14 protein-coding genes are annotated in these 13904 nt (G+C 40.1%); 9 read left to right on the forward strand and 5 right to left on the reverse strand.

The window, feature by feature from the left end; translation table 11 throughout:
- Nucleotides 1–108, forward strand: a 108-nt coding sequence (locus Q0I54_RS04935; protein WP_296117011.1) for a heavy metal-binding domain-containing protein, incomplete at its 5' end; no start/stop codon positions are given.
- A 241-nt stretch (nt 109–349) separates the two neighbouring features.
- Here the strand turns inward: Q0I54_RS04935 and Q0I54_RS04940 are convergent.
- Nucleotides 350–1207: a DegV family protein gene (locus Q0I54_RS04940; RefSeq protein ID WP_296116939.1), complete on the reverse strand. Its 858-nt coding sequence runs from the start codon at nt 1205–1207 to the stop codon at nt 350–352.
- A 1094-nt stretch (nt 1208–2301) separates the two neighbouring features.
- Nucleotides 2302–2559, reverse strand: a complete 258-nt coding sequence (locus tag Q0I54_RS04945; protein WP_296116941.1) for a TIGR03905 family TSCPD domain-containing protein — start codon at nt 2557–2559, stop codon at nt 2302–2304.
- A gap of 305 nt (nt 2560–2864) precedes the next feature.
- Between Q0I54_RS04945 and secA the strand changes: the two genes are divergently transcribed.
- Entirely contained in the window at nt 2865–5429 is a 2565-nt protein-coding gene (secA, locus tag Q0I54_RS04950; RefSeq protein ID WP_296116942.1) for a preprotein translocase subunit SecA, read from the forward strand.
- A 137-nt stretch (nt 5430–5566) separates the two neighbouring features.
- Here secA and Q0I54_RS04955 read toward each other — a convergent pair whose 3' ends face one another.
- Nucleotides 5567–7021: a sensor histidine kinase KdpD gene (locus Q0I54_RS04955; protein ID WP_296116944.1), complete on the reverse strand. Its 1455-nt coding sequence runs from the start codon at nt 7019–7021 to the stop codon at nt 5567–5569.
- Nucleotides 7005–7715 (reverse strand): response regulator transcription factor, encoded by a 711-nt coding sequence (locus Q0I54_RS04960; protein ID WP_296116945.1) that lies wholly within the window; start codon nt 7713–7715, stop codon nt 7005–7007. The genes Q0I54_RS04955 and Q0I54_RS04960 overlap by 17 nt, the downstream gene beginning before the upstream one ends.
- A gap of 223 nt (nt 7716–7938) precedes the next feature.
- Here Q0I54_RS04960 and Q0I54_RS04965 point away from each other — a divergent pair, with 223 nt between their 5' ends.
- The gene (locus Q0I54_RS04965; RefSeq protein WP_296116946.1) at nt 7939–8739 is read left to right on the forward strand and encodes a DAPG hydrolase family protein; all 801 of its coding nucleotides are present in this window, start codon (nt 7939–7941) and stop codon (nt 8737–8739) included.
- A 107-nt stretch (nt 8740–8846) separates the two neighbouring features.
- The gene (locus tag Q0I54_RS04970) at nt 8847–9044 is read left to right on the forward strand and encodes a DUF6472 family protein (RefSeq protein ID WP_296116947.1); all 198 of its coding nucleotides are present in this window, start codon (nt 8847–8849) and stop codon (nt 9042–9044) included.
- Between the two features lie 110 nt (nt 9045–9154).
- Here Q0I54_RS04970 and mgtE read toward each other — a convergent pair whose 3' ends face one another.
- The gene (gene mgtE / locus Q0I54_RS04975; RefSeq protein WP_296116950.1) at nt 9155–10549 is read right to left on the reverse strand and encodes a magnesium transporter; all 1395 of its coding nucleotides are present in this window, start codon (nt 10547–10549) and stop codon (nt 9155–9157) included.
- An 807-nt stretch (nt 10550–11356) separates the two neighbouring features.
- Between mgtE and Q0I54_RS04980 the strand changes: the two genes are divergently transcribed.
- From Q0I54_RS04980 to Q0I54_RS05000, 5 genes are all read left to right on the forward strand, one after another.
- Entirely contained in the window at nt 11357–12088 is a 732-nt protein-coding gene (locus Q0I54_RS04980; protein WP_296116951.1) for an alpha/beta fold hydrolase, read from the forward strand.
- A 119-nt stretch (nt 12089–12207) separates the two neighbouring features.
- Complete coding sequence (locus Q0I54_RS04985; RefSeq protein WP_296116953.1) at nt 12208–12807, forward strand: helix-turn-helix domain-containing protein; 600 nt, start codon at nt 12208–12210, stop codon at nt 12805–12807.
- Nucleotides 12808–12982: 175 nt separating this feature from the next.
- Entirely contained in the window at nt 12983–13165 is a 183-nt protein-coding gene (locus Q0I54_RS04990) for a DUF3791 domain-containing protein (protein ID WP_296117012.1), read from the forward strand.
- Entirely contained in the window at nt 13162–13653 is a 492-nt protein-coding gene (locus tag Q0I54_RS04995; protein ID WP_296116956.1) for a DUF3990 domain-containing protein, read from the forward strand. Before Q0I54_RS04990 ends, Q0I54_RS04995 begins: the two co-directional genes overlap by 4 nt.
- Nucleotides 13643–13870, forward strand: a complete 228-nt coding sequence (locus Q0I54_RS05000) for a hypothetical protein (RefSeq protein ID WP_296116958.1) — start codon at nt 13643–13645, stop codon at nt 13868–13870. Before Q0I54_RS04995 ends, Q0I54_RS05000 begins: the two co-directional genes overlap by 11 nt.
- Nucleotides 13871–13904 lie beyond the last annotated feature (34 nt).

The following is a 13904-nucleotide window of genomic DNA, read 5'->3' on the forward strand; positions in this document are numbered from 1 at the left end:
CTTGGTGCAGACGCAGTGGTAAATATTCGTTTTGCGACATCAGCTATCATCCAGGGAGCAGCCGAAGTCATCGCATATGGTACCGCAGTCAAGTTTGTAAACAAATAAAACCAAAATGCAGCACTGGTAAAAAACATAGAACTTGCATGCTATGCGGTGTGAGAGAGCATGTTAGTTGCAAAAATGCTTCATGCAGAACTGTTTTAGAAATCAAAGATTAAATAGAAAATTCCTGTATTTTTCATCAACGCAAGGCGTCTTAGCCTGCGTGATGCAAAATACAGGAATTTTTTCGTAAAATTAAATTCTAAACATCACAGAATTATATCAAAAACATGCGAAGGAATTATTATTCACAACATCCGGCAAGTCCGATTGCTCCCGGACCGCTATGGCAGCTGATAACACATCCGGTCATGACATATTCATAGTTTTCAAAGCCGAATCGGATTGCATTTTCTTTCATACGGTCAAGTGCCACCTGAGAAAGTCCTTTGGAGTACATCAGATACAGACATTTTCTGGAAACATCATGTTTGGCCAGATATTCTTCCATATATGTATCCACGAATTTCTCGATAGATCCACGGTATTTCTTGGAAGCCAGAAGCTTTCCGTCCACAATCTCGATCAGTGGTTTCAGACGAAGCAGGGTGGCACCAAGGTAGGCTGCATTGGATACACGTCCACCGGCTTTCAGGTAATCTAAATTCCCTGGAATGAAAGAACAGAATACTTTCTGATTCCAGGATTCAATCTCGTCCGCCAGAGCTTTGTAATCAGTTACAGTGTCTTTTTTTGCCTGAACGATCTCATAAGCTTTTGCAAGATGAGCGGTGCAGCCGCCGGATACATTTTTGGTATCGATCAGATAGATGTCATCAAATTCGCGGATGGCGATCTCTGCATTCTGATAAGTAGAAGAAGCCAGAGAAGAGTAAGCTAGGTGCATGATGACACAATCCGGGTGTTCTGCGCGGATCTCGTTAAAGAAGTCAATGTATTCACCGACATTTACGGCGGAAGTTGTCGGGATTTTTTTTGTTTCGTTATAATATTCGTAAACATTGTCTACGCTGATGGTTCCATCGGCATAAGATGTGCTGTCCATGACAATATGCATTGGAATTACTTTTATATCGTATTTTTTTACAAGGTTTTCCGGAAGATCGGAACCACTCTCAGTGGTGATAATAATCTCTCTCATTTCAGTTGTATACCTTTCTTGTTGTCTGTAAAAACGACAACATGTAGTTTTCAATACTAGATTACACCTATGAGAGAATTGTGTCAATAGAAAACAACCGGCAGATAAAGTGGGGAAGTGACAAAAATAGAAATGACAGCAGAGGTTGAGAAAATGTAAGAACTTTGATGAAATGGACTGGCATGAAAAAGTGCATTGGAAAAGGCTACATCAACACTGTTTTCACTTACAGATATCAATGTAGCCTTAATAACATATACTCTCCAATGGAATTAACCTCCGTTTTCTTTTGATATGTTTCACTATACAATTTTCTGATTCAATTTTTCCTTTGAGTCTTTTCTTTTACGTTTTCAAATCTCCTTCAATCATGACCTTTTGATCCGATTCATATCTGAACGTTGCCATCTGAATCTTGATCCTCTTTTACTATGGTAACTGTCATGTATTCAATTCTGGTATTAGAAAAAACTGCTGATTACTTTAATCTCTGGTGGACTGTACCTCCAACTATGTATCATTCTAAGATTAAATTAATTCATTTACCTGTCCATTGGTCTATACTCCGTTTCAAGAATTTAAATTATGAAAAGATAATAACTATTTCATTGGACTATACCTCGTTTTCAAAAATTTAAATGATGAAAGTTTGAATAACTATTTCATTGGACCGTACCTCTTTCTTAAAAAATAAATGAAGCTAAAATTTAAATGTAGATTGGACTGTACCTCCTATGCTTAGTATCGTTTTTTGAAGTTTAAATTATGTTTCCGGTGGACTGTACCTCTCTTTCTGTAGTTTTTTAAGAACTTGTAAGTTCTTTATTTGTTGTACTCATAGTAACAGACAATATAGTGTTTGTCAATACAAAATTAGAAAAAATATCAAAAAAATATAAATAAACAGAAATGACTGAGGAATATAATTAAATTATCAGATAATTACGGGCAATAATAAAAGAAATACGCACCTGACAAAAGACAGCCTCTGACAGATGCGTTGAGATCACAGTTTTTTATTTGCAATGCTTTGTAAAAGAATTTTTCGAACAATATCCGATATCGGAAAATGATGCATAATTATAATGTAATGCTTATGCATTCTGTGCTTCCAGGGCAGCGCGACAGGCTTTGGCCAGCTGATCACCGCAGGAAGTCGGGCGTCCGGAACAGGAGATGCCGGACAGTTTTTCTTCTACCTGTTCTACAGTAAGTCCCTGCACCAGCTTCGGGATGGCCTGCAGGTTACCGTTGCATCCGCCGGTAAATTTTACGTCCTTTACGATGTTTCCATCCAGTTCTACTTCAATCATTGTGGAACAAGTGCCTTTTGTTTTGTATAAATAACTCATGATAAAATCCTCCTTTTATGTTTGTGTATGCTCAGAATCCTTTATAAAAAGATTTCGAGCGTGCATGTTTTTTCCATGTTTTATAGCAAAAACTGAGATGAAATCTGATTTCCGGAAAAATTTGATTTCAAGAATTAAGTATAGCATACTTTGAAAAGAGATGTATAGAAAAAAGTTTTTCGTTTATAAAAAGTTCACAAATCGTTTACCGGTTTGTGTATTGTGCGATGACTTATTCAGTGGTAAAATATAGATTGTGTTTAGCGGTTTATAGCCGCAAAGAAGGAAAGGTACAGGAGAACTACATGAGTATTATAGAAAAAATCTTTGGAACCCACAGTGAGCGGGAACTGAAATCTGTATATGCAATCGCAGATAAAATTGAAAGTTACCGTCCGCAGATGCAGGCATTATCCGATGAGGAACTGCGTGGAAAGACAAAAGAATATAAAGAAAGACTTGCAAAAGGAGAGACTCTGGATGATCTGCTTCCAGAGGCATTTGCAACTGTCCGTGAAGCTGCAAAACGTGTGCTTGGCATGGAGCATTACCGGGTACAGCTCATCGGTGGTATCGTTCTTCATCAGGGACGTATCGCAGAGATGAAAACCGGTGAAGGTAAGACACTTGTTTCCACATCTCCGGCATATCTGAATGCACTGGAAGGAAAAGGTGTTCATATTGTTACAGTCAATGACTATCTGGCAAAGCGTGATGCTGAGTGGATGGGAAAAGTACATGAGTTCCTGGGACTCACCGTTGGCGTTGTTTTAAATGATATGGATCATGACGAGCGTAAGAAAGCATATGAGTGTGATATTACGTATGTTACCAATAATGAACTTGGTTTCGATTACCTGCGTGACAATATGGTTATTTACAAGGAGCAGCTGGTACAGCGTGATCTGCACTATGCGATCATCGATGAGGTCGACTCTGTTTTGATCGATGAGGCACGTACACCGCTGATCATTTCCGGTCAGAGTGGCAAATCTACAAAGCTGTACGAAGCATGTGATATTCTGGCAAGACAGATGAAACGTGGTGAAGCAAGCCAGGAGTTTTCCAAGATGGATGCCATCATGGGTATTGAGATTGAGGAGACCGGTGATTTCATCGTAAATGAGAAAGATAAAGTTATCAATCTGACACAGGAAGGTGTGGAGAAGGTAGAGAAATTCTTCAAAATCGACAACCTTGCTGATGCAGAGAACCTTGAGATTCAGCACAATATCATTCTTGCCCTGCGTGCACATAACTTAATGCACCGTGATCAGGATTATGTTGTTGCAGATGATGAGATCCTGATCGTTGATGAGTTTACCGGACGTATCATGCCGGGACGTCGTTATTCTGACGGCCTGCATCAGGCAATTGAGGCAAAAGAGCATGTAAAAGTAAAACGTGAGAGCAAGACACTTGCAACCATCACATTCCAGAATTTCTTTAATAAATACGCGAAAAAAGCCGGTATGACAGGTACTGCCCTGACAGAGGAAAAAGAGTTCCGTGATATCTATGGCATGGACGTTATCGAGATTCCGACCAACCGTCCGATCGCACGTATCGACAGAGAAGATGCTGTTTACAAGACAAAACAGGAGAAATTTGAGGCTGTTGTACAGGAAGTTGTCAAAGCACATGCAACCGGTCAACCGGTTCTGGTTGGTACCATTACCATTGAGACTTCCGAACTTTTAAGTAAAATGCTGAAAAAAGAAGGCATTCAGCACAGCGTATTGAATGCGAAATTCCATGAGCTTGAGGCTGAGATCGTAGCCCAGGCCGGTGTACATGGCGCGGTTACTATCGCAACAAACATGGCTGGCCGTGGTACCGATATCAAGCTGGACGACGAGGCAAAAGCTGCCGGAGGTCTGAAGATCATTGGTACAGAGCGCCATGAGTCCCGTCGTATTGATAACCAGTTGCGTGGACGTTCCGGTCGACAGGGAGATCCGGGTGAATCCCGCTTTTACATTTCTCTGGAGGATGATCTGATGCGTTTGTTCGGTTCTGAGAAACTGATCACGATGTTTAACGCTATGGGTGTTCCTTACGGTGAGCAGATTGAGCATAAGATGCTTTCCAGCGCGATTGAAAAAGCCCAGGAGAAGATTGAGGGTAACAACTTTGGTATCCGTAAAAACCTGCTGGAGTACGATCAGGTTATGAACGACCAGAGAGAGATTATCTACGGCGAGCGCCGTCGCGTACTGGATGGCGAGAACATGCGCAGTGCGATCTACAAGATGATCACAGACCGTGTGGAAGATACCGTAGATCACTGTGTATCCGATGAGGAAGGCAAGAACTGGGATGTTCTGGAGTTAAACGAACTGCTGATTCCGGTTATTCCTATGCAGCCACTTGGTGATGATGAGATCCAGAGCCTGAACGCAAATGAGTTAAAACACATGCTCAAAGAGCGTGCAGTGAAGTTATATGAAGCAAAAGAGGCTGAGTTCCCGGAGGCAGAGATGATCCGTGAACTGGAGCGTGTGGTTCTGCTGAAAACCATTGACCGTAAGTGGATGGATCACATTGATGATATGGAGATCCTTCGTGAAGGTATTGGTCTGCAGGCTTACGGACAGAGAGATCCGTTGGTTGAGTACAAGATGGCCGGATTCGAGATGTTTGATGAGATGACAGCAAACATTCAGGAAGAGACGATCCGCCTGCTGTATCATATCAAAGTGGAGCAGAAGGTAGAGCGTGAAGAGGTTGCCAAAGTAACAGGAACAAACAAAGATGATTCTGTACAGAGAGCACCGAAGACTCGTGAGACCAAGAAAGTATATCCGAATGATCCGTGTCCGTGCGGAAGCGGCAAGAAGTACAAACAGTGCTGCGGAAGAATGGCATAGGAAGTGTAAAATACTTAAAATACTATATGAAATAAAAAAATGGCATCTGATCGATAGTAGCGTCAGATGCCATTTTTTCGTGAAAGAATGTTAATTTTGACAGAAAATATCTTCTGTATGTAGCGGAAATAATTTTGTTATGTAATGGAAGAGTGTTGCAAAGGAAACGTTACCTCAACAAGAAAAATCGTTTCATCTTTCTGCGCAAAAGTCAGGGTTCCATGGTGCATTTTGGCTATTTTTTCCGCACTTTTTAATCCGATTCGGTTGCTTTCAATGCCGGTCAGGTCTTTTTTTACTGCATTGGAAAGTATGATCTGGAAAATATCATTTTTCTGAGAAATCTGTAAAGTCACTGGTTCCGATTTATCCCCATATTTCAAAACATTAGAAAACAGATTTTGAAACAACCGCTTCAGGGATGTTTCATCGCCTTCGATCTGTCCGTACAATGGAGCGATGGTTTCTGATGTCTGAAATCCGGCGAGGCAGAGAAAATCCAGATGCTCGGAGAGCATGTGCTGCATATTTTCCAGTGGAATCGGAACCAGAAGAGGGGATTGCAGTGGTTCGTAAACCAGTGAATATTCGAACATGCGGTCGGTCAGCTGCTGGATGTCTTCGGTTTTTTGCAGACAGCGCCGGATATATTCGGACTGCTGCTCCGGGTTGCGGCCAAGTGCCAGAATATCCAGATATCCGTGTAAAATCGTAAGTGGTGTGCGCAGGTCATGGGACATGGCAGTGATGAGATCCTGGTTAGCCTGACGACTCTCTGCCTCCTGCTGTATATTTGTGTGCAGTGTACTGCGCATCTGATCCAGTTCCCGTGCCAGAATGCCAAGTTCATCATTTCCCATGGAGGTAATCGCCTGATTTAAGTCACCGCCGGACATTTGTAAAATGTGGTCTTTCAAAATCCCGATGTCTTGCACTTTTTTCTGTAAAAACAGAAGTGGAAGTAATAATAGCAGAAAGAGGGCAATTCCGATGGAAAACAGGAACCATGGAATGGTTAGCCTGGAGTTGTGGAAACTGGAAATGTAAAGCTCTCCGGTTTCGTTTCTGAAATTTATTTCTATTTGAAAATAATCTTCAATTCCGTTCAATGGTAACACGCTTGCGTAATTACTGTATGTGATCTGAAAGATCATGTTGGTAAAAAAGTTCCAGTTCTTGCTGTGAACGATGTCGGCGGTATGCTGTGAACGAAAGTAATGTTTAGACCCACTGTAAATTGCGATGCCAGTGTAAGAATCCAGGCAGTCAAAAAAAGGTTTGAACGCTGCCTGCTCCTGCTTATTTTTTTCAGAAGAGGGCAGATCATAGTTTTTTGCACGCTCCGTAAGTTCTGCCTTTAGCGCATCGCGATCCAGATCCATACCGGGAATGTGGCGGGCAATTTTCCATGCACAGGGCATCATGTGCCAGGTCAGAGAGAACCCACCAACAGCAAGCAGGAAGGAAAACAGGATTGTGACAAGAAACTGCAGGCGGATCCGTGGAATTTTCCAAAGTGGATTTTTACCACGAAGGGCAGTCAAATGATTTGAGTAGGAACGTTTCTTTTTGCACTTAACTTTCTTTGTCACAGCGATATCCCCTTCCCCAGACAGTTTTGATCAGTGTTGGATTTTTTGGATCATCTTCAATTTTTCGGCGCAGATTTCGGATGTGCACCATGATGACGTTGTTTGCTCCATAGTAATACGGTTCGTTCCAGATAGATTCGTAAAGGTGTTCTGTGGAAAAAATCTGTCCCGGGTGTGTCAGCAGCAGGAGCAAAATGGAGTATTCAGTATCTGTTAATTCTACAGGAATACCGTTTTTTGTCACTTCCTGCGTCAGTTCATCCAACTGTAACTGTTGATAAGTGATTTTTGCCGTTTGAGTGGGTTGCGTTGACTTTCCCTGATACACCTGATATCTGCGGATCATGGCTTTGGTTCGGCTTACCAGTTCCGCATAAGAAAAAGGTTTTGCCAGGTAATCGTCCCCACCGCTGGAAAAACCAAGTGTTTTGTCACTTTCCTGGGTGCGGGCACTCAAAAACAGAATCGGTGCATTTGTGATCTTGCGCATTTCCAGACACGTCTGATAGCCATTAAGACCAGGCATCATGATGTCCAGAATGATCAGGTCAAAGGTGTTTTCTTTTAAGAGGCTGAGAGCCTGGGTTCCGTTGGCGGCTTCATGTACCTGAAAGCCTTCTCCCGTCAGGAGAATCTGTATGATCTCCCGGATTTCGGGATTGTCGTCTACAATTAAAATGGCTGCTTGTTCCATAATGATAACGAACCTTTCCATATATTTTTGTAAATTAACGTTTATCATACACATCATAGCATAGTTATGAAGTTGTATTATGTTTTCTTAAGAAAAATTCAGAAAGAAGTTTCATTTGCTATTTTCTCTGGACAAAGAAGTGTAAAACAGCTACAATAAAAATTAGGTAAGACCAGCAGAGCAGATGACATGAGAGAGCTGGATAAGAAGAGGAGGATTATTTATGAGCGAGCATGTAACATATGTGGCAAACGGAGGACAGACCTACTTGCCATGTCAGGATAACGTGAATGTACCGTTTGCAGCATACGAGAAACCGGCAAAACCAAATCCATTACTTCCGGAACTGGAATTAAATCAGGATGCCATTGATAAGGGGTATGTACTTCCGTCACAGAAGCAGCATTTTCTCCCGGGTGTAACATCCGAGATGATGGACTGGTTCTGGGCAAACATGGAGAAAGGTTACTATCTGTGGGCTCCGGGCTCTCATAAGAAATTTACATGGGTAAAAACTCCGGTAGAGTATGGTATGGAAGCTTCTGTCCATATGATCTCTGAGGCATGTGAGCCGGGCGCAGCTGTATTTGGCGGTGAAGGCGTAGAAATCCACAGACTGGCATTAAAAGATTTCTTCCCGTTTACCACATGTCTGAAACATGTGATCTGTGAAGGCGTATTTAATGACCTTGGCGAACTGGTAGATTCTACGGTTCATATGTGGGAAGACGTAGAAGGTGGCTGCGTACATATCACAGCAACGGTACAGAATTCCAAAGTATCTGCACCGCCGGCATTCATCATTGATATTTTGAAAAAAGATCCGAATGCGAAGATCGTACCGAACTTCCTGACCGAGCATGAGGACTTTGAGGCAAGCCAGTGGCCGGTATTTTTACCGAAATTATATGATCTGTGGAAAAATCATCCGGATCCGTCCCAGAATGTACAGTGCTGCCTGGAAGTAGAGAAGACAGCCGAGGGATGGTGTTATATCAAAGAAAACGGTCCGGTAAGAGTGTAAAATATACCTGTAAAGAAGCTTTTCTATAGATATTTGAAGCTGTAAATGCTATAGTATAATTTAACAGAATGGAAAGAAAAATTATATAAACAGGATTGAGGCAGAATATGAGTGAAAAGCAGAAACGCGCAGGATCAAATTGCGAATACTGTATGAATTATGAATATGACGAGGATTATGAGTACTATGTCTGTACCCAGGATCTGGATCAGGACGAAATGTATCGGTTTATCACCGGGCAGTTTCGGGAATGTCCGTATTATCGTCCGGGAGATGAGTACAGTATTGTAAGAAAACAGATGTAGTCTGTATCATAAAGAGCAGCAGTAGTATGTAAAAAAATATTTTTAGCAGAAAAGACAGTTATATACTGAGAAAAATCTCCAGTATACAGCTGTCTTTTTAATAGTTATTATCAGATCATATGCAGCACATGGATCAGCAGCAGCCATGCAAGTCCATAGTAAGTGATAACAGCAACCAGGTCATTGACGGTTGTGATCAGCGGACCGGAAGCAACTGCAGGATCGATTTTGATCTTGTGAAAAAACATCGGGATCAGAGTGCCGACCATGCTGGAGATCACCATAGCTACCATCAGAGAAAAACCAACGCAGCCGGAAATCAGGAATGCATGTCCCATCGGATAATGTTTTAACACACAGATGTACAGTCCAATAAATACGAAGGAGAGGATTCCGAGGAAAAGTCCGTTCAGGAATCCGACCTTCATTTCTTTCAAAACAAGGTTGAATTTCTGCTTTGCGGTCAGTGTCTCATCTACCAGAACGCGGATAGTAACGGCCAGAGACTGAGTGCCGACGTTTCCTGCCATATCAAGGATCAGGGACTGGAAACACATAACAATCGGAAGTACGGCTACAACTGTCTCAAATACTCCGACCACGGAGGATACCGCCATGCCGAGAAACAGTAGAATGATCAGCCATGGCAGACGTTTTTTGATACTGGTGGATGTTTTTTCGTGCAGATCTTCTTCTGCGGTCAAACCAGCCAGTTTTGCATAATCCTCACCCAGCTCATCATCTATGGCTTCCACGATATCCTGGGCAGTCAGAATACCGATCAGTTTTCCACTGTCAGTCAGAACCGGCAGAGAATCTTCGGCATAATCTTTGATGGTTTCGATGCAGTTATCAATTTTTTCATGATCAGTTACATATGGATAGGAAGTACTGATGATGTTTTCCAGATCATCACTTTCTCTTGCAACGATCAGATCTTTTAAATCTATGGCACCATAAAAATGATCCATATCGTCAATTACATAAACGGTAGAAATGTTATCATTTTCGCCCGCCTGTGCTACCAGTTCACGCATAGCCTGACGGATAGTCAGATCTTTTTTGATAGCAACAAAGTTTGTTGTCATCATACTTCCGATTTCATCCTCATCATAGGAGAGGATCAGCCGGATGTCATGGCTGGAATCTGCATCCAGAAGTGTTACGATTTTCTCTTTTGCAGATGCTTCCATCTGTTCCAGAATATCTACCGCATCGTCAGAATCCATGAAGGATACGATCTTTGCAGCCTGTTTGATGCTGAGCTCAGACAAATACTGTGTCGGTGTTTCGAGATAGGAAAAAATCTCTGCAAGTCTTTCGGCACCGAGTACCGGGTACAGTTTTTTGCGCTGCTGTGGTGACAGCAGTTCTAATGCATCTGCAATATCTCTCTCATGATAATCATTCAGCCGATCAAGAAGAACCTCATTTTTTAACGGGCTCTGAATGATTTTCAGTAATTCTTCTGCGTAGTTTGGTCTGTTGTTTAATGTTTTTTTCATCTCATTTCCTCCTGACAGCCCTTAGATACAGTTGAAATCTTTTTTAATGAAATGAAGAATCCACCCGTATTTTTGAAAAAAAGGCATAAAAAATCACCGCTTTACGAAATTCCGAAAGCAAACGTTACAGTTACTACTGTGCAGTATAGGAATTCTTTATGCGGTGGGAGTAAATTGAATAAAGTTATAGAGATTAACGCGCAGTCCAAGTGAGAAAATGAATATGTAATATATATAAATTAAAATGAACTGGCATTCTGTATAGTTTTATATCAATCTTATATTCAGTTGGAAATGAAAATGCAGGAATCAGTGAATTACATGGAACAGCTGCATATTCAGTTTCCATTGTCTGCCACCGCAGATCATACTTCGTCCTGTACTATCACAATTGTCCATGATCACACCTCCTGTTAAAATTTCAGAATGTTTTCTGTGGATGATTCCGTTGTTTATCTGCTTGTTAAGCAGAAAAGAAGAGTCATATTCTATAAAAAACTTTTAGAAAACATAAATCTGATGTATTATGAATCAAGGTTGTTTAAAAGGTTATCCTCTCAAAACCTTGGTCAGTTTAATACGAAAAAATGGATTCGTCAAGAGAAAAATTGAATTTACGGAATTTTTACAACAATTTTAAGAAATAGTGGATGTGAAAATGAAGCAAGATCTGAGGATATGAAAGAGAAAAAATACGGATGCTGGGGGAATTGTTTTTAGATATTACAGCCGAAAATTTTGAAGAGATTCATTGTTAGTGCATTCAAAAAATAATAGAAGAATTGTATGATGAGAAAGGAAAAGAAAATGAGTAAGAAGAAAAATGGAAAAAGATTAAAACAGGCAGGTTTGGTTAGCCTGATTGTGATAGCCATTATGGTGATTGTGTTCCTTGTTTATGTAAGCAATTATTATCATGTGCAGGACCGACAGGCAGCACTTGAGAGTACAGATGATGTAAAGGTAGAAGAAGTGGATTATGGCTACTTTTTCGATGGACCGGGCAATGATACAGCTCTGATTTTTTATCCGGGAGCAAAGGTGGAAGATTTGGCATATGCAAGTTTGTTGAAACAGCTGGCAGCGGACGGGATTGACTGTTATCTTGTGCATATGCCGGGCAATCTGGCATTTATGGGAATGAACCGTGCGGATAAAGTCATGGAAACATATAGCTATGAGCACTGGTACCTTGTCGGTCATTCTCTGGGAGGTGCGATGGCAGCCGTTTATGCGGATAAGAACAGTGAAAAGCTGGATGGATTGATTTTTCTGGCAGCATACTCCACAAAAGATTTGTCAGATACGGATTTGAAAGTGCTGTCCATTTATGGAAGTAAGGATGGAGTTGTGAATATGGATAAGGTGACGGAAGGACGAAAGTTGATGCCGTCTGTTTATGAAGAATTCTGCATCCAGGGTGGTAATCACGCGGGATATGGAGATTATGGTGTGCAGAAAGGCGATGGAGAAGCGGATGTTTCGGCAAAGGAGCAGCAGGAAGAGACTGCGGAGAAGATTGTGGAGTTTTGTGAGTAGAGCAGGGTTAGATTTTGAAAATAGGACATTTATTTCTCTACCAATAAATTTCAGAATATGCTAATGTACCAGTAAAGATAACGGCCGTGTCTTAACCAATAAAAAAGGAGTTTTGAATAATGACGGATTTTGGGAAGAGATTAAAAGAACTTAGGAAAGCATCAGGAAAAAGTCAGGTTGAATTGGCAAATGCATTGGGAATCACAGTGAAATCTATACAAAGATATGAAAAAGGAGGTAGAGCGGATACAGCTGTATTAGAGCAGTTGGCAAAATATTTCAATGTTTCAACCGATTATTTGTTGGGGACAAAGGGGTACACAGAAATACAAAAAGAGCGGGAAGAAAAGTTAAAGGGAGGAGATGAATTATATAAAAATTACGTCAGATGTATAAATGACTACGAGATAGACGAAGACGCAGAATATTATTGGATAACATTAGAAGACAATTTGGTTGGAGGTCAAACAGAATGGGTTCGTTGGGTGGATCTAAAATGTACCATTGAGATTAGAAGGTTACGTCCAGTTAAACCAAGAGCATGTATTGAAGCATGTACAGAACTATATGGGAAACCGATGGTAATTAATAGTGAATTGAATGCAGCGACTTTTCGAGTATATGGAGGACACGCATTTGTAAGAAAGGATATAGGTGAAAAGTATTTGCCGGAATTTTTTAAAAACTATATAGTAAAAAATGGAAAAATCTACTGCTAGAGTTAAATATATTTTATGGACTATATAGTCGCTTAATTCAAATTAAGACGCGGTCCTTATTGGAATAAAAAATAGTGTATGAACATAAAATACTTGTTATAATCTAAATATAAATATGACAGAAAGGTTGGTAGTGATTATGTGTGAGAAAAAAGAATTGAGTTTTTCTATATTTATGTTATATAGTCTTGCGGATAAATGGAAGATGTCTCCAGCCAAAGTGTATAAAATATTAAATTCAACCGGAATTTTTGATAACTACATTATTAAATGCTACGATGTCCTTCATACACAGGGAAAGGAATATTTGGTAGAAGATATTACTGATTATGTGAGAGAAAAAGGGGTCAATGTATGATTGTATATCATGGATCAACAGAAATTATAAAAAATCCGGATGTAGTACATTCGAAAAAGTACCTGGATTTTGGCCGAGGATTTTATATTACAACTTTTGAAAATCAGGCAAAGAAATGGGCAGTTCGAAAAGGTATGAGACAGGAAAAGACAGCAATCGTTAATGTTTATGAACTATCTGAGGAATGGGATGATTTTAAGGTGTTATCTTTTGAAAAAGAGAATGAGAAATGGCTTGATTTTGTATGTGCATGTAGAAAAGGACAACCATTAAATAAAGAATATGATATTATCGTAGGAAATGTTGCAGATGATGATGTGTTTAAAACTGTAGACATGTATTTTAGGGGATTATGGGATAAAGAAAAAGTATTGGGTGAATTGCGATATTATAAAATGAATAATCAAATATGTATTGTAAATCAGGAAACATTGAATCAGCTTATTACTTTTAAAAGAGCTTATGAGGTGGAAAACAATGGTAGATAAGAATCAATTGGAAGAATTTTATAAGCAAAATTTGGAAAATGATATTATCAACGCAATTTCTGAAATGAAAGGAATTGATTTACGAAAGGCACTTGATATTTATTATTCCAGTAAACTTGCTGAACAAATTTCAAATGGTAATTATGGAATAGAAAATTTAGATGCTAAGTATTTAGCTGAAGATTTGATTGAGAATGAGCCAAAGCTTTTTGAATAAATGCTGTAAAAAAGTACAGAACAAACATTCGATT

This window comes from uncultured Eubacterium sp. (assembly GCF_934295145.1).
GTDB lineage: Bacteria > Bacillota > Clostridia > Lachnospirales > Lachnospiraceae > Eubacterium_I.

Excerpts from the sequence above, each read along its gene's own strand:
- mgtE (WP_296116950.1), bottom strand. The coding sequence starts at position 10,549 with ATGAAAAAAACATTAAACAACAGACCAAACTACGCAGAAGAATTACTG.
- Q0I54_RS04990 (WP_296117012.1), top strand. The coding sequence starts at position 12,983 with ATGTTATATAGTCTTGCGGATAAATGGAAGATGTCTCCAGCCAAAGTG.
- Q0I54_RS04995 (WP_296116956.1), top strand. The coding sequence starts at position 13,162 with ATGATTGTATATCATGGATCAACAGAAATTATAAAAAATCCGGATGTA.
- secA (WP_296116942.1), top strand. The coding sequence starts at position 2,865 with ATGAGTATTATAGAAAAAATCTTTGGAACCCACAGTGAGCGGGAACTG.
- Q0I54_RS04960 (WP_296116945.1), bottom strand. The coding sequence starts at position 7,715 with ATGGAACAAGCAGCCATTTTAATTGTAGACGACAATCCCGAAATCCGG.
- Q0I54_RS04940 (WP_296116939.1), bottom strand. The coding sequence starts at position 1,207 with ATGAGAGAGATTATTATCACCACTGAGAGTGGTTCCGATCTTCCGGAA.
- Q0I54_RS04970 (WP_296116947.1), top strand. The coding sequence starts at position 8,847 with ATGAGTGAAAAGCAGAAACGCGCAGGATCAAATTGCGAATACTGTATG.
- Q0I54_RS05000 (WP_296116958.1), top strand. The coding sequence starts at position 13,643 with ATGGTAGATAAGAATCAATTGGAAGAATTTTATAAGCAAAATTTGGAA.
- Q0I54_RS04965 (WP_296116946.1), top strand. The coding sequence starts at position 7,939 with ATGAGCGAGCATGTAACATATGTGGCAAACGGAGGACAGACCTACTTG.
- Q0I54_RS04980 (WP_296116951.1), top strand. The coding sequence starts at position 11,357 with ATGAGTAAGAAGAAAAATGGAAAAAGATTAAAACAGGCAGGTTTGGTT.
- Q0I54_RS04945 (WP_296116941.1), bottom strand. The coding sequence starts at position 2,559 with ATGAGTTATTTATACAAAACAAAAGGCACTTGTTCCACAATGATTGAA.
- Q0I54_RS04985 (WP_296116953.1), top strand. The coding sequence starts at position 12,208 with ATGACGGATTTTGGGAAGAGATTAAAAGAACTTAGGAAAGCATCAGGA.